Genomic DNA, 20,877 nt, shown 5'->3' on the forward strand with positions numbered 1-20,877 from the left:
TTCCACAGCTGATGAGTAAGGGTGATCAAGGATGGAAGCCAGATTCTAAGCCTATAAAAAAGAGAGCAGCCTATAAAGGTCAACTCTCTCTAAAATATTGTCTAACTTTTTGGGGTCACTATAATTACTCTTTTCAAGATTGGAGGTTTACTTATTTAAATAGCTAGAAATGTACTCTACGAAGAAATTATAGAGTCTGTTGCATAATATAGTTTTCGAACAAATAAACACCCCTTAAAATGCTTCTGAAACATTTTAAGGGATATCATAACTTTTCTTGCTCTTATTAAGCTATAAAGCTAATTATTTAAAAAGAGAACCGAATTCTCAATACAACCTTATCTTCTAAACGATATCTGTCTAGCAATTCTGGCCCACAGGAATTGCTTCCAATCCCAGATTGATCCCCATCAATATGAAGATAGACAGACTCTTCCTTTACCAACTCATCTCTATGTGCGACCGTCGTAAGTTGCTCGGTAGAAAACTCAGAAAGGTTAAAACTAAATTCTTCCTCACTCGTTATAGTTATATCTTTCATTTTACCTTGACCTTTTACTGACAGATAGGAAACTTTTCCACGAGCACCATTCTCTTGAGGGCGAATATAAGGCTCATAAAGTTCATCGATTGATTGGCTGAAGAATGCTCTATAAACATTATTATAACGATCAGGATAGTTTTCATATGGTCCCAGACCTAGATAATCTACCTTTTGATAGTCTTTTTTCAAAGGCAACATCAAACCAAATCTAGGCAAGAAAGGAAAAGCAAGATTGTGTGCGCCATCTAGGTCTAACGTGACTTGTCCATCGCCGTATATTTGCCAAGTGATATTCATATGAATAATATTCTGTCTCGATACTGAGTTCATGGCCCCTTTAAAAAAGATAGTTATACAATCTTCGTGAGAGTCAATGCTGCTGTTAGTAATCCGTATTTGAGTCTTGTGATAGTTAGCAAAGTACCATTCTTTCTTTATCTTTCGATCATTATCTGTTGGTGCTCGCCAAATAGTCCACTGTCCGGGTGAATTTAATAAGTCATCTTCTTCGATAGAAATCTGCTCTAAAGCACCTGTTCCCTTATTGAAAACATACCGATTACCACCTACTGATACCGCATAATTCGCAAGACTTTCTTTGTAGGTAATACTTGCATTGTCGTTCTTATGTAGTGGCTGGAATTGAGGAGTTGTATACGTCGCAACATCGAACCCTAGTTCATAACCATTCTGCTTATCATAATAAACAAATCTAAGAAAGCTAAGCTCATCTAGGTTTAGATTTTCTAACTGCAATTGATACTTCTGGCTTGGCTCAGCTTCTAATGTAATACTTGATCTTTTATGACTTAAGTTACCTGTCCGGTCATAATATTCAATTGCTAAAAGAACTTTATTTTTTAAATTTGCGAAGAACAGTTGATTGATGAATTCAAAACACCCCTTTGCAAAATCAGCTTTACCTAAACGTACAGGTCGATAAACTTGTCGATAATCTAGAGCACCTGTAGATAATGTGCGATCAGGATAAACGATACCATCCATACAGAAATTACCATCATGAGGGTACTCACCATGATCGCCTCCATATCGGTAAGCGGGTTCCTTCTCTGTACCTCGGTGGATATTTACCGCATGATCGGCCCATTCCCAGACGAAGCCACCGATATACTCCTCCCGATGGTATAGATGATTATAGTAGTCTTCAATATCCCCTGGTCCATTACCCATGGCATGAATATACTCACAAAGTATAAAAGGCTTGTTAATCGGACTGTCTGAATTGAGATAAAGTTCATCAATTTCGTCTAGACTAGGATACATGCGACTATACATATCCACATAAGTCTCATCATTATCTTCCCGCTGGCGGTCTCTATGCCACCATCCTTCATAATGAAGAGGACGTGACGAGTCTATCTCTCGAGCCCGCCTACCTGTAGCTTCAAAATTAAGACCAAAACCAGACTCATTCCCCCCAGACCAAATAACAATCGAGGAGTAGTTAAGGAATGGTATCATACTGGCTTCCATTCGATTAATGAACGTATCGGTGTATATTGGATCGTTAATCATCATATTATAGTTCTCATAACCACCTACTCCGACTAACTCTACCACGCCATGACATTCAATATCTGCTTCACTTATAACATAGAACCCCAGACGATTACATAATTCATAGAATTCAGCCGTTTTAGGATAATGAGCTGTTCGAATCGCATTGAAATTCAATTGTTTCATAAGCTCTAGATCACGACGTTGTTGATCCAAAGTAACCGTCGCACCAGTATTCGGATTGGTATCATGATGATTAACACCTGAAAACTTAATTGGCTTTCCATTGACTAAAAATTGGGTTCCCTCAATCTTAACTTCCCTAAAACCAATTTCTTGGATATACACTTCTTCCTCTACCGTCATTAATAATTGATAAAGTCTAGGTTCTTCTGAATTCCATAACTGGACCTGATCAATGTCAACTTTGATTCCGTCTCTCAATCGTGTATTCCCTTGGCTAATCAACTCCCTTTGAGGATTGTAGACACTATAAGACACTTGATCAATTCCTTGACCCTCTATATCTACTAGAAGTTGAGCCTGACGATAATCCGAACTAAATTTTTGGTGAACTCTAAAGTCATTCAGACGTTTTTTGGCTCTTTTGAGCAAATAAACATCACGGAAAATACCGGAATATCTAAATTTATCTGCATCCTCAAAATAAGTTCCATAAGACCATTTAACGACAAGAATTGCGAGATGATTCTTTCCAACTTTAACTGCCTGACTGATATCGAATTCATTGTTACTATGAGAAATAGTTCCATAACCGATAAAATGATCATTCACCCAAACATAGAAGGCAGAATCTACCCCTTCAAAATTCAAGTGTAAATCTTTATCTAAATCCTCTTCACCTAATTCAAAAGTCCTTCGATACAATCCAGCTGGATTATCATAAGGTACAAGTGGTGGGTTGAAAGGAATTGGGTAAGTCACATTAGTATATTGAATCTGATCATAACCATGTAATTGCCAAACAGATGGAACAGGAATCGTATCGTATTCGTCAATCATGTTACTCTTAGACTCAAGCCAGTACTCTTCCTCAATCAATCTTACGTTCTCGAAATACTTAAAATCCCAATCACCATTCAAACTTTCATAGTAAGTAGATTTGCTTCTATCTAATTCCTGAGCCGCTTCTTGAGATTCATACGGAATGAAATACGATCTTCTTGGTAGTGTATTCACACTCATAACTTGCGGATCTTCAAAGTAATTCTGTAATGGCATATGCGCCTCCTTATCAATAAACCTTCACAATACTTTCGACCAATTATTCTTCTCCATATCCTTCTGGTCGGGTCTGGTGCCAAGCCCATGCAGAAGCAATAATCTTCTTGATATCATCATATTGAGGTTGCCAACCGAGTATCTCTCGTGCCTTATCGCTTGAGGCGACTAACTTAGCTGGGTCCCCTTCTCTTCGCTCACCAATTTGTGCCGGTATGCAACAATCGGTTACTTGCCGACAAGCTTCCACAATTTCCTTAACTGAGAAACCTTGACTGGAACCCAAATTAAAGACTTGGCTCTGTCCTCCATCATTTAAGTATTCATAAGCCTTTATATGCGCATCGATTAAGTCAACAACATGAATATAATCCCGAATACAAGTTCCGTCAGGTGTATGGTAGTCATCACCGAAAATCGTCACATACTCTCTTTGATTATTGGCGACTTGAAGAATTATCGGAATCAGATGGGTTTCTGGATGATGATCCTCACCAATATTGCCTCCTTCTAAGGCTCCTGCCACATTGAAATACCTTAGGGAGATATAATTCATGCCATAAGCTTCCTGACACCACTCCATTATTTGTTCCATCATTCGCTTGCTTAATCCATATGGATTGACAGGATTTGTTGGTAAATCTTCATTAATCATCGGTATATCTACATCGCCGTAAACTGCTGCCGTTGAAGAGAAAATAATCTTATTTACCCCATGATCGACCATGACTTCTAAAAGACTAATCATACCCGTCACGTTATTATCGAAATACTTCAAAGGCTGCTCAACAGACTCTCCTACCAAAGAAGACGCGGCAAAATGAAACACACAAACAAAATTTCTAGCCTCGAATACTTGGCTTAAGACTTCTTTATCACGAATATCAGCCAGAACAAAGTTCGCTTCAGGATGAACCGCCTCACGATGTCCAGTCAATAAATTGTCTACGACCGTTACTTCATAGCCTTTATCAATTAATTGAGTGACAGCATGGGAGCCGATGTATCCAGCACCTCCTACAACCAACACATCCATTCTTTTTGCTCCTTTCTTGTGCAATATTTTCCCAAATGTAGTTCTGATATTTCATCATTATAATTCTAATAGACCTTATCTTACTAATAAACTTCTTCCATAAAAGGAATATGGAAGATTAGTGACTAATCACTGTTTTAAAGAAATAATCTAGAACACTACGCTCTTAGTCAAACCAATTAATTTTCTCTCTGAAATAAGTTGCTTATGAATTTAAACTCTTAATAAATGTTTCTAGACCTGCACGACCCTCTGAAGTCTGCTTATAAACACCAGCATCCTCCAGAACTCGAGCAAATTTAAGCCCAACTTCCTTTTCAAGTATCCCAGGTAAAGCATCAGAATCTTTCTCTGAATACTTTTCTTTCAAGCTTTGAGCCCAAGTTTGATGAATATATTCAACCTGTTCTAAATCAATCTGACCAAGTAAATATTGCCCCACCTGATTCAACTCCTCAACTAAACGTGCTGGTAAGATTGCTAGTCCCATTACTTCAATCAATCCAATGTTTTCTTTTTTGATATGTTGGATATCCTTATGAGGATGGAAAATCCCATCAGGGAATTCTTCACTGCACCGATTATTTCGTAAAACAATATCCAACTCGTAAGCCTTTCCCTTTCTTCGAGCAATAGGCGTGACAGTATTATGAGGAGTTTCGCCACTATGAGAAATAATATTATGAGTTGGATCTGAGTATGTCTGCCAATGTTCATGAATTGCTGTTGCTAATTCTACAAGGGGGGTCATCTTCGTAGAGCTTAATCGAATCACTGACAACGGCCATTTAACTAGTTCAACTTTAACTTCAGGATAATTCGACAATTCAATAACTTGATAACTTTTGGCATTATCCATTGGGAACTTATGTCGTCCACCTTGATAGTGATCATGTGCTAGAATAGAGCCCCAACAATTGGTAAATCTGCATTCGACCCTGCAAAATAATGCGGAAACTGCTCAACTATTTGAAGTAAATTTCTAAAACATTTACGATTAATAACCATTGGCCGATGAGTTTCATTGAGAAAAATGGAGTGCTCGTTGTAATATACATAAGGTGAATATTGAAACCCGTATATCTCATCCCCTAACTTCAGTCGAATAATTCGATGATTCTGCCGTGCAGCATGATTAATATGACCCCGATAGCCTTCATTTTCCATACATAGAGCACAAGCAGGATAATGAGATTTCGGTGCATGCTTAGCCGCTTTAATTTCCTTAGGGTCTTTTTCTGGTTTAGAAAGATTAATGGTAATTTCTAAATCACCATATTCACTCTTTGCTTTAAAATGAACATTCTTAGCAATATGACGAGTTTTTATATAGTCACTAGTACGGGAAAGCTGATAAAAGTAATCAGTCGCTTTAACCTTATCCTCCTGATAATAATCCCAGAAAACCTGATTTACTGTTGATGGGTAGGGGATTAATAAATCCATAATTTCGGCCTCAAGAATTTCCCGACTAAATTGCTTGCTATCGATAATTTCTTCTTGAATAGCATATGCTACAAGTTTATCAAGATAATCTTGCAGCTCCTCTTCCAATTCATGATTAGAAACTACCCCCATCTCATCAAGTCCTAGAATAGCTAAAAGCCGATTCTGCACGTATATCTGATCCATCGGGTCAAGCATTTGCATCTGAATTGCTTTTCTTACATAGTCATGGATACTTTGACTAATATTAGTCATTGTCTTCTCCTTTCACTGGGAAACTTGCTTAACTCCGTCCCCTACTTCAGCAAGGAAGAAGCCAGCCTCGTATCCAATCACTTGGGTATAGACTTCCTGTACTGCCTTAATAACATCCTCTACACTATCTTTATGAACAAGCGCGATGGCACAGCCCCCCATACCAGCTCCTGTCATTCGGGCACCCAGCACTCCTGATTGCTTTTGAGCCGTTTCGGCTAATGTGTCTAATTCGACACCAGTTACCTCATAATCATTCTTAAGCGATTGATGAGAAGCATTGAGAAGTTGCCCGAAAGTCACAAGGTCCCCAGTTGTCAGTGCCTCTTTGGCAAGTAAGGTTCTTCCGTTCTCTGAGACTGCATGTCTAGCCCGCTTCAGGAGAGTAGGGTCTTGCAACAGTCCTTTGTGGCTTTCAAGATCGTCACTAGTTAGTTCACCAAGACTATCTATTGCTAGTGCTTCTTGTAAAGCCAATAAAGCAGCTTCGCACTCAGCTCGACGTTGGTTATACTTAGAATCAACCAACTCTCTGCGTTTATTGGTATTCATAATCAAGATTTTATAATCACCGAAATCAGCAGGTATTAATTCATAATTCATTGTATTCACATCAAGGAAAATAGCCTGATTTACTTGTCCCATAGCTACTGCAAATTGATCCATTATACCTGAATTAACACCGACAAAGTAATTTTCCACACTTTGACCAATCCGAGCAAGTTCTTGACGCCTCAATTCACCATCGAAAAGCTCATTTAAAGCATAAGCAACCAGTAACTCTAAAGAAGCAGAGGAAGATAGGCCGGCACCATTCGGAATATTGCCATAAACTACCAAATTAAAGCCACGGTCCACAAATTCTTGTTCCTCATTGAGAAACTTAACCACGCCTTTAACATAATTTGCCCAAGCATGGTTAGCTCGATAGCCTAGTTGATCTAAGCTAAATTCAACCACACCCTGATCTTGAAAATTCAACGAGTAGCACTTTATCTTTCTATCCTCTCTGAGTCCAATTAAACCATAAGTTCCTAACGTAATTGCTGCTGGAAAAACATGCCCTCCGTTGTAATCCGTATGTTCGCCGATAAGATTCACTCGACCAGGGGAAAAAAAGAATTGTCCTCCTACGGACGACAGTTGTTTATATACTTCCTCTAAATGTTTATAGATTTTTTGTGTCATTGTTAGCCTCCTTATCAATGTGTAATTGGTAACTTGTCTTACTGTAATAATCCGCTTCAGGCTTGAGAATAACATTCCCTAAATGCGATTGATTGATGGCGTCGGGTGGTAATTGAGCCTCAGAAGTTATCCCTCCATGGTTCACAAGGGATCGTCCCCACATAACTAGATTATCTTCCAGCTGATTGGCAGTGTAGATAACTAAGCTTGGTTGATCCTTACCTCTAAATAACGTTTCTTCTCGGGTAAGAATAATGACATAGCCACTTCAACTTCTTGTTCCTCTATTAGGAAGGGGTGGTCTAGACCCTTACTATCCCGAATTTGGGCTTCCTGGCTACTCACTATGTCTTCTATGAAGCGACCCTCTCTTAAATCAAAGTCTGTGCCACTAACATTTAATTGCTTACCTATTGGAATTCCATCCTTTCTCAGTGGTAAATAGGCATCTGCATTTAATTGTAAGAAATGATTAGTCACTGGCTGATCCATTTGACCGTTCAAATTAAAATAAACATGATTCGTTGGGTTAAAGAGGGTCTCTTGGTCTGTAGTCGCTTGATATTCGATAGTCCAAGTATTCTTATCGTCATAACTATGGATTACTTGAACTTTCAAATTACCTGGATAACCATTGTTCCCTGCCTGATCTTCATAGCTAAAAACTACATGAACAACGTGTGGCTCTTCCACAATACAATAGTCCCATTTTACTTTATCCAACGCATAAGGTCCTCCATGAAGCTGATTAGCGCCTTCATTTGTATCAAGCTGATATAATTTACCAGCAATTTCTCCGCGTCCCTTATCAATTCGACCCGCTACTCGGCCTACTGTGGCTCCTGAATATAACCCAGCATATCGAAAAGCATCCTTTATCTTCTGAAAACCCAGATAATAGGTTCATCTCTACTATAGGCATCTGTTACTTGCCAACGATTAACCCTTGCCACTAAGTTAGAAAAACTAATAACTGTTTCTTGGTTTTTAATCCATATCTCATCATAATCTATATTCTTATAACTTCCCCAAGGTCTTACTGTCACCTTCATAGAATCTCCCCCTGTAAACATATTCTACCAACTAAGATAACGCTTTCAAATAAGCGATAAATCAATCTATATATTATTTTGACAAACCAGGCTTAGATATCATATATAATGATACATTTTATCGGTTGTGTTACAATAAATTTGAGGTGATTTCAATGCATAAGAAGCGTACTAATATTTTCAACAACATCTCATACATTGACTTATATCCTATTCAATTTGGCTATGAAACTTGCTCTCCTTCCCATGCCAAGCCCCTGGCGAAACAAAATAATTATTTACTCCACTATATTATTGACGGAAGTGGTGAATTCCGAAATATCGATACAAACGAACGTGTATATCTCACTCAAGGACAAGGCTTTCTAATATCCCCTGATCAGGTAACTTCATACCAAGCGGATCTCTACGAACCTTGGACCTACTATTGGGTGGAGTTTAATGGTGTTAAAGCTTGGAATTATTTACGTAAAATGGGTTTTAGCCGTAACAAATCCACTTACCAAACTCAAGAAGGTTACGCATTAGATAATTTCATTAACTTATTTGAACAACTTTTAGACACTAATCGTGAAGAAGAAACGATTGGTACCCTCTTTTTGTTAATGGATCGGCTTATCCAAGGTTCTAGCGATTTTGTTCCTATCCAGAATGATGACCTCAATCATAACCAGAACTTTTACATTAAAGAATCCATCAAGTTCATCACACGAAACTATCAAAATAATATTTCTATCAAAGATATCGCCGATCACTGCAAACTTAGCCGTACCTATCTGACTAAATTATTCAAGGCCGAACTAGAAACTACCCCTTCTGCTTATTTGAGTCAGTACCGCATGAACAAGGCACTCGAGCTCTTAAAGGATCCTAATCAATCCATAGGTTCTATCTCTGACCAGATTGGTTATTCCAATCAATTCGTCTTCTCTAACGCCTTTAAGAAAGAATTTGGTATGTCTCCTAGTCAATGGCGTAATCTCGAGTCACATTAAATAAAAGCAAGGAACCTTTAAAGTGAAAGTTCCTTGCTTTTGTTCTTTAGGATAAGATATAAGGTGATAGATTATCTTACAATAAATCCGACTTATCAAAAAGTACATTGATTGTCAAATATAAGTTGAACTACGAAATCCGCTTAATTACTCTTCCGCCCCCCTAACGCAGTAATTAATCGTGCCACCGACAAAACTAGCCTGAGAACCCCCATAAAATCAAATACACTCACGTCACCTAGACTCAAAAGATTGCTACCTTCCCAGATCCAGCGAGAACTAACCCTCCTACTGCTTATCATGAACTCAAAATCAGCACAATCGATGCGCTAACTCGGTGTTCATCCTTCTATCGACTATATTGGAAATCACCAAAAGCTTGTCCAAAAGCATCTCCAAATACCTGATGATTTCGCACCATCTTATCCATTCGTGTGCCACGTTCTAGCCCATAGGTCAATAATCCAGCATATCATTCCCTACCCCACAAATGTATAGTTACACTCTAGCAATTTACTTAAAGCGATACCGAAAACTATTTCAATTCTCCATGACCATGCCAAAATCGCTCGTTTCCTCAGAAGTCTCCACAACTGTTCAAGGTACTTCTTCTAAGAATACCTCAAATTGCTTCCTCAATGAGTTCATATTTTCCACACAAATACTCAATCGTATAATCTTACTCAGCCAAATCCACGCGCACACTAAACAATAAATTTTCCCTCGTCGCAAGAGTGCATCAAATGTCCCCACCTTTTTCTATACAGCTTAACAATCCCAGACTGCTAAGCTGTAAGCTTGTCGCAAAATAATTGTTGTGAAAAAGCTAGCAATTCCTTTAAAAATCGACTATAGTAATCACTAGATACATTAAATAATAAATAAAGTGAGGCTTATAATAATGGTTGAGTTTAAAGATACCGCTGTCTTTGACATGATTGCAAAAGAAGAAACACGTCAATTAGAAGGCATTGAGTTAATTGCATCGGAAAACTTCGTTTCTGACGCAGTTTTAGCTGCCCAAGGTTCAATTCTGACAAATAAATATGCTGAAGGCTACCCAGGACGTCGTTATTACGGTGGCTGCGAGAACGTCGATGTGATTGAGCAATTAGCTATTGACCGGGCGAAGGAATTATTTGCTGCTGAGTTCGCCAATGTCCAACCGCATTCAGGTTCATCAGCAAATATGGCCGTTTACCGCGCTTTCTTGGAACCTGGTGACAAAGTTTTAGGGATGGACCTTTCAATGGGGGGTCATTTGACTCACGGTTCACCCGTAAACTTCTCAGGACAATCCTATGAAATGTATGCTTATGGTCTGGACGAAGACAATCGCTTGGATTATGAAGAGCTGGAGCGTATTGCCAGCGAGGTTAAACCTAAGATGTTGATTGCTGGTATGTCCGCTTATTCTCGTGAAATTGACTTCAAGCGTATCGGTGAAATTGCTCATAAGCACGGGGCTATTTACATGGTGGATATGGCTCATGTAGCAGGTCTAGTCGCAGCGGGCATGCATCAAAATCCTGTCCCTTATGCTGATGTCGTAACTACAACCACCCACAAGACCTTGCGTGGCCCTCGTGGCGGAATTATTATGGGCAAGCAAGAGCATGCCAAGAAAATCAATTCGGCGGTCTTCCCTGGTATTCAAGGTGGACCACTTATGCATGTTATTGCAGCGAAAGCCGTTGCTCTTGGTGAGGCCTTACAGCCAGAATTTAAAGTCTATGCTGAACAAGTCGTTAAGAATGCTAAAGCCATGGCAGATGTCTTCTTAGAAAGTCCTCTGAATGTTATCTCTGACGGCACGGATACGCATCTATTCTTAGTGGATGTAACACCGTTTGGTATTTCTGGACGTTGGGCCCAAGAGCGCTTAGACCAAGTGGGGATTACCGTTAACAAGAATTCAATCCCACATGATGAGAAATCTTTCGTAGAAACATCCGGTATTCGCATTGGTACCCCTGCTGTTACTACCCGTGGATTGAAAGAAGATGATGTCCGTGAAGTAGCTCATTTAATTCTCGAAGCCCTCCAGGCGGAAGAAAGTGAACTCGAAGCTATCCATAAGCGCGCTAAAGCAATCGTAGCTGGCCGGCCTTTACACCAAGCTTAATTCATCCCAAATTAATAGCCTTTGAACATATCGATAGATGTTCAAAGGCTTTTGGGTTAAGGACTTAGGCGAGTGGCTTCGTTCGAAGGGCTTGATAAACATCTAGGATGAAGCTACCTAAGGCAAATGTAGCTGTCAAGAGGCTCACTAACCAACCGATATACGACAACTTGCTCAGAATATAAATGGCTAGAAAAGCAACAATGAATGCCAAAACTCTTGCATATTTCATTTGTCCGAAACGCTCTGATAAATGATTTCTTTCAATGGCAGCCGCCGCAACGGTAAAGCCAAGGGTTAGAGCAATAATAAATAAGGTAAATAGGATGAGGGCAGGTTCAATAAAGAGTCGAGAAATAATCATGATCAATGTGATAATTGGGATAAGAATTATTGCACCCAACCCAACTAAAAGCGCTTGCCACGCCTTGCGGTTAGTTACTTCTTGACCTTGCCAGTTTCCACGGGTAATTCGATTCATGAGCCACCAAATCAGAAGGCCAGACAATAAGGCCCCCAGCGTTGACCAAACAATTCCTAGAATCCGTGCACCTGTTATTGGCCTATCATCTTCGACATTATTTGCTCGATGGAAGGAAATTTCACCGTCAACTCGTTGCTCTATGGCGTCATTAGTATTGGTTGACGAATAAGTTAAATCGCCCAATATCATGGCGTCATCTCTCACTGTGGCCTTATCCACTGCGAAATATCCATCCCGTTCAATATCAGCATTCAATAGCAAGGTATCACCCGCCGCATATAAATCACGCTTAATCGGAGCGTCCACCGTCAAAGTTGCCCCAGCCAAGAATGCATCTCGTTCTACTTCCGCTTCCGCACCAATAGTAACTGTGTTGCCAGCCATAAATAAATCCTCTGTTTGGCCATTGAAGCTAACATTGTTACCGGCAATAAAAACTGGTCCATCAATCCCTCCATTGACTCTCACGTTATTACCTGAGCCGAGCACAATTCCTTTGACATGAGCATCCACCACGACGTCATTTCCCACAATGATTAAAGCTCCATCCACATCGTCTGTAATAACTGCCCGATCTCCGGCAATTGTTATCCCACCAGCTGCTTGCACCAAACGTGCCCCAAACAACACAATACTCAAGACGAGAAGAATAGTACTGAGCCATTTCTTCGAAACTTTCATGATTTTCCCTCCTGTTCTAAATTAAATTTTACCATATTTAATGTGCTGATTCCTTATCAAAATTTAATGTGCTAATTCATTATCAAACTCATCTTATTAAAGGCAAAATACTACAAAATCTATGCTACAATATTGACAAGAAAGGACCTGATTTCATGCATATTATTGACAAATCAGACATCATCCGCTGGCTTCCCGACCGTCCTAAAGATAGTTACAAAGGGAGCATGGGTCGAGTGCTTTGTGTCGGTGGGAATACACATTTCGGTGGGGCCATTATACTTGCAGCCAGTGCAGCTGTTTATTCTGGTGCCGGCCTTACCTCAGTCGCAAGCGACCCAATAAACCTCCACGCCCTCCACGCACGCCTCCCTGAGGCGATGTTTATAGACTACCAGGATTTTACTGCCTTAGAAGATGCCATTCATAATGCTGATACCGTTCTCCTCGGCCCAGGTTTAGGCAGAGACGCACAAGCTGAAGCAATCTTTCACTGCGTGCTGAGCGCGATTACCACGCAGAAACTTGTCCTCGATGCAGACGCTTTATACTTCATCAGCCAAAATCGCCCAAACTTACCCCAAACAACCGTCATAGCCACACCACATCAAGGGGAATGGCTAAGGCTGACTGGCCTGCCCTTGAGTGAAAGCACAGTCGAGCAACGCCAGCAAGCTACGGCAGACCTTGGCATGTGGGTCGTCTTAAAAAGCGAACGAACCGAAATTTATTTAGATGACACAGTGTACCAAAACCTCGGAGGCAACCCAGCTATGGCAACTGGTGGCATGGGTGACGTACTTGCTGGCATGTTAGCTGGCCTTCTCGGTCAGTATAGCTCCCCGAAAGAAACCGTTCTATCCGGCGTCTTCTTACATAGTTATATCGCAGACCAACTGGCGCTAAACCAGTACGTAACCTTGCCAAGTCAGATTGTGACAGAAATTCCCCGCGTAATGCGAGAGTTGCTGAATGCCAAGCAACAGTTTTAAAAGAGAAATAGTATCAGAAAGGAATCCTAACTTTTTATTTAACCTACAAGCAATTTCCCAAAATATTGTTGCGTCCGGCTCAACGCATTGACTCGAACACTTCCGCCATTTCCCTCGATGAGCTAAAATAATCTGAGCAGTAAAAGCAATGAAGCATTCCCTTCAGTTGATGTTTGATGTTTTAAGCCACGGCGATCGCCGTGGCTTCCGCATCTAAAATACCCATTTCGTCTGCTACCTCAGTTGGGTGATTCGAAGGCTATTGGTGCTGGATTTGGGGTTTGACCTTTCTTGACTAGCGTGGTGGTGTTCTACCACGATAGTCAAACGCCCCTCCACTTACGTGGGAGACACCTACCACGATAGTCTGCCACCGTTTCTGTTACGTGGTGCAACTCTACCACGATAGTCAGAGCCTTTCTCACTAGCGTGGTGGACACTTACCACGCTAATCTGCCAGCTTCTGAGCGGTTAGAACCGCGGTTACTTTCCTGGCAATGCCTAGCACCTGCTAAATTCAAATAAAGGTTGATGCCACGGCGATCGCCGTGGCTTCCGCATCTAAAATACTCATTTCACCTGATACCTCAGTTGGGTGATTCGAAGTCTATTAGTGCTGGGTTTGTGGTTTGAACTTTCTTGACTATCGTGGTGATGTTCTACCACGATAGTCAAACGCCCCTCCACTTACGTGGGAGACACCTACCACGATAGTCTGCCACCGTTCCAGTTACGTGGTGCAACTCTACCACGATAGTCAGAGCCTTTCTCACTAGCGTGGTAAGTATCTACCACGCAAATCTGCCAGCAATATTGATTTCGCTGGAGGTCAACCAACGCAAATTGAATTCTATATCAATGAGCCTAGCCTTGGTCATGGTGAGACCATTCTAAACCGCATTAGTGACTTTGCTTTTGAACTTCAAGGCGAAACTAGAACGTTTCCGAAGGGTGGATATCATTGGAATATCTACTATGAAGAGAAACACCCTCAGAAAGGAGCCTACATACTCGTTCTGTATCCAGAATAGTAGAGCTTCGCATAATAAGGCCACGGATAATTGCAAAAAAGATTTAGTATCGATTTGCTTAGGTTTATCAAAGAAAGTGATCACATGACTGAGCAAAAGCAACTTGTGGGGATGAGCTTATTCTTCATTGCCTTATCGCTGGCAGCTGTTTATGATCCTACCGGCTTACTAAAAACACCTTGGTTCTTGCTGCTATTTACGTTAACCTATTGGCTTGGCTGGAGACATCGAGCCCACGTCACCAAACGTGACTTAGGCCACGGACTAATCATCGGGCTCCTCTCAGCCCTTTTCATATTACTCCAAGGAGGCCTACTCGGCCTTATGCTTCTCTTATACACTGCCCTAGCATACCTCGTTAGCCAAGCGACTCTCAGAGCACATCACATTACATACCCGAGCAAAAAACTTTCCTGGCAGCAAAAACTCATCGTAATGGCTGTAACGATGGTTTTATCCGCGATTAATGTTTACAGCGCCAAGAACTCCGGCTTGGACATAAATTATAGCCATCCCTTTGGTTTGCTATTCTTCGGCCTCCAGGCTGCCCTCCTGGAAAAAATTGGCGTGCACATAATCTTCCTCAGTTTAGCCGTGGGCCGACTCAGAACCTATCCTGAAAAACGATCCGGTCTTGCCTGGACCTATGCCGTTATGGTGCTACCGCATACACTCTTACATTTCTATCAAACGCCAATCTTAGAATTATTCACATCCGCCCTATCCCTTTCTCTGTAATTTGGTCCGGCATAGGCAATCTTGATGCATCGCTTTAATCGCATTCTCCCAGTAACTTGCTACACACTGGTCGACATCATTCACTTCCTCTTGTTTGTCCAATGAGTATTGACCTAGCATCCTTCTCTAAAGTCACTACCACTAGCAGTCGCTAACTTGCGCCATGAATCCACCCCATTAAAAATACTGGACGAAATACGCTCAACTTGCGTATTTCGTCCAGTAAAGATTTACTTAATTGTACAGCATGATAAATTGCCCTATCACCGCAATGGCATTATTCAACAGATGCACCCAAATCGAATCCATCACATTATGGCGCCGATTATAAGCGAGATGTAGAATGGCCCCCATCCCTGCGTAAATAATAAAGGAAATAGGGTTATTGCTCAAATGCATCACCGAGAAGAATAGACTCGACAGAAGAATCACAAGCCATTCATTTAACCCCTTGAATACTACATCTCCCATAATACCTCTGAAGAAAAACTCTTCAATCACCGGGGCAAAAATAACTGTAGATAGAACATAACTTATCTTCCCTGGCACATCTAAATTCGTTAAGATGTCTAACAAAAGTTGGTCATTGGCTGTTGTGTCCGTTTGATAAATACGCTCCATTAGCATGGTTCCAAGCTGAGTCATTATGAGAATAGCCCCTAGGAAAAGCAGGAGACGAGCAGCATTCTTCCCATCTAACCACTCTAAAGAGTGGTCAGAAGCTTTTTGATATATTTTGTATACTACAAAGATGATAACAGCGCTCAGGACAATTCCTAGGATAATTGCTCCCCAACGATTAAAGGGAACGGAGCTAAAGAAACCGAAACTCGCATTGAAGACACTCTGTAGTAAAACGAGCAAGAAACCTAGAATTAGCACACCAATACGTCGCCAAATTGACAAACTTTTAGAATTCATAACTTACCTCTCTTTTAATACAATATAATTTACGGTGACTATATCTTAACAAAACTATTGGCAAATGAGAAGTGGCGCGTGTCATAACCTGAGTCATGCAAAGACTTTTGACTTAATCCCTCATATGTTTGAGACGAATTATTTACATAATATCAATACGCAACAACTATAATATAGATGACATTAGACGAATAAATCATATGACTTAGCCAAGCACAGCAAAGGAGAGATTTGCAAGGAACAAGACATCGCTGTAAAGTATGGGGTAAAAATCGCTGACTAGAAAGAGGTCCTCCGTCTATCTGAAGCCAACCGCTATTTCTCTAGGCAGAATGATTGCGGTGGCCATTTAATATTAACCCATCACAAACTGTATTTCCGTCCCCTTATAATCAAGTTAAATGTAAGCAATTTTACTATTCTCCTCGAACAGATCACAGATGTACGCATCAACAAAAATCTACTCATTAGTCAACGCATCTTAGTCGAAACACCCAAAGAGCATCATTACTTCGCTGTGTCAAAGGCAAAGATCTGTTCTATCACTGTGGGACTTCTCGATTGCTGATGACGCATCATTAATGAAGGCGAGTTTGCTTACAACTTCTACAGTGCTTTTACTTTGACAAGCGCCAGTAGCCTTTTCGGCTATTGGCGTATTTAAGTGCTCATTATAAATGGAAAAAGGGGTTAACTATCGTGGTAGAGTTGTACCACGATAGTGAGAGGGCCTTTGACTTGCGTGGTAGAGTGCCACCACGTAACTGAAAAGGCGGATGACTTACGTGGTAGGTGTCCACCACGTAAGTGGAAGGCCGGTTGACTAGCGTGGTAAGATGCTACCACGATAGTCAATAAAGGTTAAACTCGCCCCCTGCACAAATAGCCTTCGGATCAACCCAATAAGGCTGAAGCCTCAATGAGCGAGTTCGATACGGAAGCCACGGCGATCGCCGTGGCATCAACCTTTATTTTAATCCAATCGGTGCTAGGCCTTGCAAGGAGAGAGCCCCCGATTCTAGTCACTCAGAAGATGGCAGACTATCGTGGTAAGTGTCCACCACGATAGAGAGAAGGCCTTTGACTTGCGTGGTAGAGCGCCACCACGTAACTGAAAAGGCGGATGACTTACGTGGTAGGTGTCCACCACGTAAGTGGAAGGCCGGTTGACTAGCGTGGTAAGATGCTACCACGATAGTCAAAGAAGGTCAAGCTCGACCCCTGCACAAATAGCCTTCGGATCAACCCAATAAGGCTGAAGCCTCAATGAGCGAGTTCGATACGGAAGCCACGGCGATCGCCGTGGCATCAACTTTTTTGTATTCGAATTAGCATACATCTAGAACGGATACTTCGCTCTAGCCCAGGGCTACATCCAGGGTCATCATCACAACAAAGCCTAGCATAAAAGCCATTGTGCCGAGTTCGGAGTGTTGACTCTTTTGGGAATCGGGGATTAATTCTTCTATACAGACAAAGAACATGGCGCCGGCAGCAAAAGACAAGGCATAAGGCAACACGCTGGTTACTTGTAGCACTAACCACGCGCCTAAGACGGCAGCAACGGGTTCTACAATGGCGGATAGCTGTCCGATATGAAAGGCGCGCCATTTATCCTCGCCTCCAGCTCGAATAGGGAGCGATAAGGCGGAACCTTCGGGAAAGTTCTGTAAGCCAATTCCTAAAGCTAAGGCTACAGCACCAGCTAAGGTAGCCCCTTCGGCACTAGCAATCGCCGCAGCACCAAAGGCGACCCCAATCGATAAACCTTCGGGAATATTATGAATCGTAATTGCGATGAATAAGAGCAATGTTTTGCTCCAATGGCTATCGGGGCCTTCCGGCTGATTACTCGCCACATGCATATGCGGAATCAGTCGGTCCACTAATCGCAAAACCACGCCCCCAAGCAAAAAGCCGACCGCTGCCGGAATAAATGAACCCCTGCCATAACCTAAAGCCTGGGCGTAGTCAATCGAAGGTGCCAAGAGCGACCAGAAAGACGCGGCAATCATTACGCCGGCCGCAAAGCCATTCATCACAGCCAACAGTTTGTCATTCACCTCATTTACAAAAAACACCAAGGATGAACCTAAAATTGTAACTCCCCAAGTAAACAAGCCGGCTATTAATGCCTGTATAATCGGATTCAAATCCACAAACCAAGCCATAAATCACACTCCCTTTGCATAAATAGACTCCAATAATATAATACAATTCGAGTATACTCCTTATTGGTGTAGATAACGAGCAAAAGGCTAGTGAATAAGGCAATTTGTGAAATAATCTCTGAAATACCATACATGATAGCCTACCTCTCGTGAAAAACACCATCTTTTGAGCATAGTTCTGCCCAAAAAATGGTGTTTGCATTTAATTTACGAGAATATCGCTCGGAGCAAATAGCTCTATTCCGCAGATGCCTCTTGAATATCGGCGACTTCCCCTTGTTCCAGTTTCAGCATAAGGGTTGGCTTCGTTGGATTATGTTGCTCGTCAATGGAGAACGTCCCGGTAATTCCTGCAAAATCCTTGGTTTCTGCGAGCGCTTTTTGGATGGCATCTCGGTCGGTTGAGCCTGCTCGTTCAATGGCATCAACAAGCAAACTGCCTGCATCGTAACCTAAAGCAGAGAATGTATCCGGTTTATTGCCAAATTTCGCTTCGAAATTCTGAATGAAAGTCTGAACTTTTGGATCCTCATCTTCCAATGAAAAGTGCGTTGTAAAATAAATATCCGTCGCATTCTCTTTGCCGGCTAATTCCATCAACGTTTCGCTATGGTAACCATCTCCACCCATAATAGGCGCTGTAATCCCCAATTCACGCGCCTGCTTGATAATTAAGCCCGTTTCCGTATAGTAGCCTGGAATATAAATTAAATCTAAATCTTGCCCCAACAACCCACTCAAAATAGCCGAAAAATCTGTATCTCCCGATTGATAAGCTTGCGTGCCAACAATCTCGCCCCCATTACGGGTAAATGTTTCGGTAAAGGCATCGGCGAGTGCCATCGAATATTCCAAAGCTTGGTCGGTAATGATATACGCCTTCTTAAATCCTAATTCCTTACTTGCATACGTACCCGCTGCAAGCCCCTGGTAGGAATCCTCGAAACAAACACGGAAAATATACTCTAAGACAGACCCCGACTCATCCAAAGTCAATCCGTCCCCAGTTGACGCAGCAAAAATATTCGCCACACCAGCCCGATTGGTTACAGGAATTGCCGCCTTCGTCACACCCGTTGCAGTCGGCCCAATAATCCCTACCGCTTCGCTATCAGCTAAGCGGGTAGCAATCGACGCTGACTCCGTTAAATCGGATTGATTATCAATAATCTCAGCTTTCAACTGCTTCCCACCAAGAATACCACCTGCTGCATTCACTTCCTCCACCAACATTTCTAAAGCCTGAGCTGCAGGGGCTCCATAAGCCGACGCATTCCCGGTTAACTCCAAGTTCCCACCAATTACAATCTCGTCTTGCGCATGAACACTGCCCGCTCCCCCAACCAATAACAAGCTCCCTGCCATCAAACCTAGAACCGCTTTCTTTAACCATTCTGTCTTCATATGTACAACCTCCTCAAATTTGTACGAAAAAACCCCATTAGATTCCGCTCAATCTAATGGGGTAGAATATGATAGCTTAGCGTGTTCTAGCCGCTAAAAATATCCCTATATATTCGGTACCCGCAATAGATTGGAACGCCATCTACGCGAGTACCGCAAACATGCCTCGTCGTAGATCAGTTGTTGACCACGACGACGCTGACGAATGCGAAATTATTCAATTGTAGAAATATTTGCTCCGCCACTGCGAGTGCCTCCTTGGTTATTCGTTGGCATAACTATACTTGATTTTTGAAATGTTGTCAATAACTTTGTGCAAATTATAATGTGTCTAGGGCCCAAACTTCAAGGATCCCTTTAGTTAACTGCACCGAATAGATACCAGAACTCTATCTGGAATGACTAAGGGGCGACATTGGCATTATTTTCGTAACTTAATTACACACTCTGACGCGCTATATAGACTTGAGCAAAAATCGCTAAAAACCGTCTGACCTTTCTTGACTATCGTGGTAGCCTTTCACCAAGATAGTCAAAACACAGTTCATTTACGTCGTAGATTGCCACCACGTAAGTCTAGACACCTTCCACCTGCGTGGTGGATGCCTACCACGCATGTCAAACGGCTTTTCACTTACGTTGTAGTCTCTTACCACGTTAGTCTATCATCAATCAAACTTTTTATAATGGACACATAGTTCTGTACAACTATTGAGAACAGATTTTATCTTGTGTGCAATTCATGATGGCCAAACTTTTTTATGAACAGCCCCTGAGAACAGAATAATTTCTATGAACAGGGATGAAAAAAATAAAATTTTTTGCACAAGCGAAGACATAAGGAGCAATCAATATGGTTCAAAAACTTTCCCGATGAACAACATGAGTATCTTGAGAAATCACCCTATCTTAATGCAGTCTATGCGAACCGTGTATCCTATAGTGATGCCTTTATACAGCTGTATATAGAACGCGTTCAACGCAAAAACGGATTGTTTCTAAGCCGTCGACCGTGTACCGATTGCCTTCTATCGTCAAACCCCTTCATTTATCG

14 protein-coding genes and 2 pseudogenes are annotated in these 20,877 nt (G+C 41.6%); 6 read left to right on the forward strand and 10 right to left on the reverse strand.

Going from position 1 to position 20,877, the window contains the following annotated elements; translation table 11 throughout:
- Positions 1–307: 307 nt before the first annotated feature.
- From CL176_RS09440 to CL176_RS12340, 6 genes and pseudogenes are all read right to left on the reverse strand, one after another.
- Complete coding sequence (locus CL176_RS09440) at positions 308–3,304, reverse strand: glycoside hydrolase family 2 TIM barrel-domain containing protein (protein WP_118991089.1); 2,997 nt, start codon at positions 3,302–3,304, stop codon at positions 308–310.
- Positions 3,305–3,347: 43 nt separating this feature from the next.
- Positions 3,348–4,340, reverse strand: coding sequence for a UDP-glucose 4-epimerase GalE (galE, locus tag CL176_RS09445; RefSeq protein WP_118991090.1), 993 nt, complete (start codon positions 4,338–4,340; stop codon positions 3,348–3,350).
- A gap of 205 nt (positions 4,341–4,545) precedes the next feature.
- Positions 4,546–6,041 (reverse strand): annotated as a pseudogene (gene galT, locus CL176_RS09450) (UDP-glucose--hexose-1-phosphate uridylyltransferase).
- A 12-nt stretch (positions 6,042–6,053) separates the two neighbouring features.
- Positions 6,054–7,229: a galactokinase gene (locus tag CL176_RS09455; protein ID WP_118991091.1), complete on the reverse strand. Its 1,176-nt coding sequence runs from the start codon at positions 7,227–7,229 to the stop codon at positions 6,054–6,056.
- Positions 7,210–8,123 (reverse strand): annotated as a pseudogene (locus tag CL176_RS09465) (aldose epimerase family protein). Before CL176_RS09465 ends, CL176_RS09455 begins: the two are co-directional and overlap by 20 nt.
- Positions 8,105–8,281, reverse strand: coding sequence for a hypothetical protein (locus CL176_RS12340; protein ID WP_162890934.1), 177 nt, complete (start codon positions 8,279–8,281; stop codon positions 8,105–8,107). Before CL176_RS12340 ends, CL176_RS09465 begins: the two are co-directional and overlap by 19 nt.
- Before the next feature lie 155 nt (positions 8,282–8,436).
- Between CL176_RS12340 and CL176_RS09470 the strand changes: the two genes are divergently transcribed.
- Positions 8,437–9,276 (forward strand): AraC family transcriptional regulator, encoded by an 840-nt coding sequence (locus CL176_RS09470; protein ID WP_118991094.1) that lies wholly within the window; start codon positions 8,437–8,439, stop codon positions 9,274–9,276.
- A gap of 901 nt (positions 9,277–10,177) precedes the next feature.
- The gene (locus tag CL176_RS09475) at positions 10,178–11,401 is read left to right on the forward strand and encodes a serine hydroxymethyltransferase (RefSeq protein ID WP_162890935.1); all 1,224 of its coding nucleotides are present in this window, start codon (positions 10,178–10,180) and stop codon (positions 11,399–11,401) included.
- A 64-nt stretch (positions 11,402–11,465) separates the two neighbouring features.
- Here CL176_RS09475 and CL176_RS09480 read toward each other — a convergent pair whose 3' ends face one another.
- On the reverse strand, positions 11,466–12,566 hold the full coding sequence (locus CL176_RS09480) for a hypothetical protein (protein ID WP_118991095.1): 1,101 nt from the start codon (positions 12,564–12,566) through the stop codon (positions 11,466–11,468).
- Between the two features lie 155 nt (positions 12,567–12,721).
- On the opposite strand from CL176_RS09480, the gene CL176_RS09485 reads away from it, so the two are divergent.
- Positions 12,722–13,558 (forward strand): NAD(P)H-hydrate dehydratase, encoded by an 837-nt coding sequence (locus CL176_RS09485; RefSeq protein ID WP_118991096.1) that lies wholly within the window; start codon positions 12,722–12,724, stop codon positions 13,556–13,558.
- A gap of 1,115 nt (positions 13,559–14,673) precedes the next feature.
- Positions 14,674–15,327: a hypothetical protein gene (locus CL176_RS09490; protein ID WP_118991097.1), complete on the forward strand. Its 654-nt coding sequence runs from the start codon at positions 14,674–14,676 to the stop codon at positions 15,325–15,327.
- Positions 15,328–15,561: 234 nt separating this feature from the next.
- On the opposite strand, the gene CL176_RS09495 is transcribed toward CL176_RS09490, so the two are convergent.
- Entirely contained in the window at positions 15,562–16,248 is a 687-nt protein-coding gene (locus CL176_RS09495) for a CPBP family intramembrane glutamic endopeptidase (protein WP_118991098.1), read from the reverse strand.
- A 352-nt stretch (positions 16,249–16,600) separates the two neighbouring features.
- Here CL176_RS09495 and CL176_RS13090 point away from each other — a divergent pair, with 352 nt between their 5' ends.
- Both CL176_RS13090 and CL176_RS12345 read left to right on the forward strand, forming a co-directional pair.
- A complete protein-coding gene (locus tag CL176_RS13090; RefSeq protein WP_118991617.1) occupies positions 16,601–16,816 on the forward strand; it encodes a hypothetical protein in 216 nt (71 codons plus the stop codon).
- Positions 16,817–17,167: 351 nt separating this feature from the next.
- On the forward strand, positions 17,168–17,317 hold the full coding sequence (locus CL176_RS12345) for a hypothetical protein (RefSeq protein WP_162890936.1): 150 nt from the start codon (positions 17,168–17,170) through the stop codon (positions 17,315–17,317).
- 289 nt (positions 17,318–17,606) lie between these two features.
- Here the strand turns inward: CL176_RS12345 and CL176_RS09505 are convergent, their stop codons facing one another.
- Positions 17,607–18,419, reverse strand: a complete 813-nt coding sequence (locus CL176_RS09505; protein WP_118991099.1) for a ZIP family metal transporter — start codon at positions 18,417–18,419, stop codon at positions 17,607–17,609.
- A 237-nt stretch (positions 18,420–18,656) separates the two neighbouring features.
- The gene (locus CL176_RS09510; protein WP_118991100.1) at positions 18,657–19,823 is read right to left on the reverse strand and encodes an ABC transporter substrate-binding protein; all 1,167 of its coding nucleotides are present in this window, start codon (positions 19,821–19,823) and stop codon (positions 18,657–18,659) included.
- Positions 19,824–20,877 lie beyond the last annotated feature (1,054 nt).

Source organism: Suicoccus acidiformans, from assembly GCF_003546865.1.
GTDB classification, from domain to species: Bacteria; Bacillota; Bacilli; order Lactobacillales; family Aerococcaceae; genus Suicoccus; species Suicoccus acidiformans.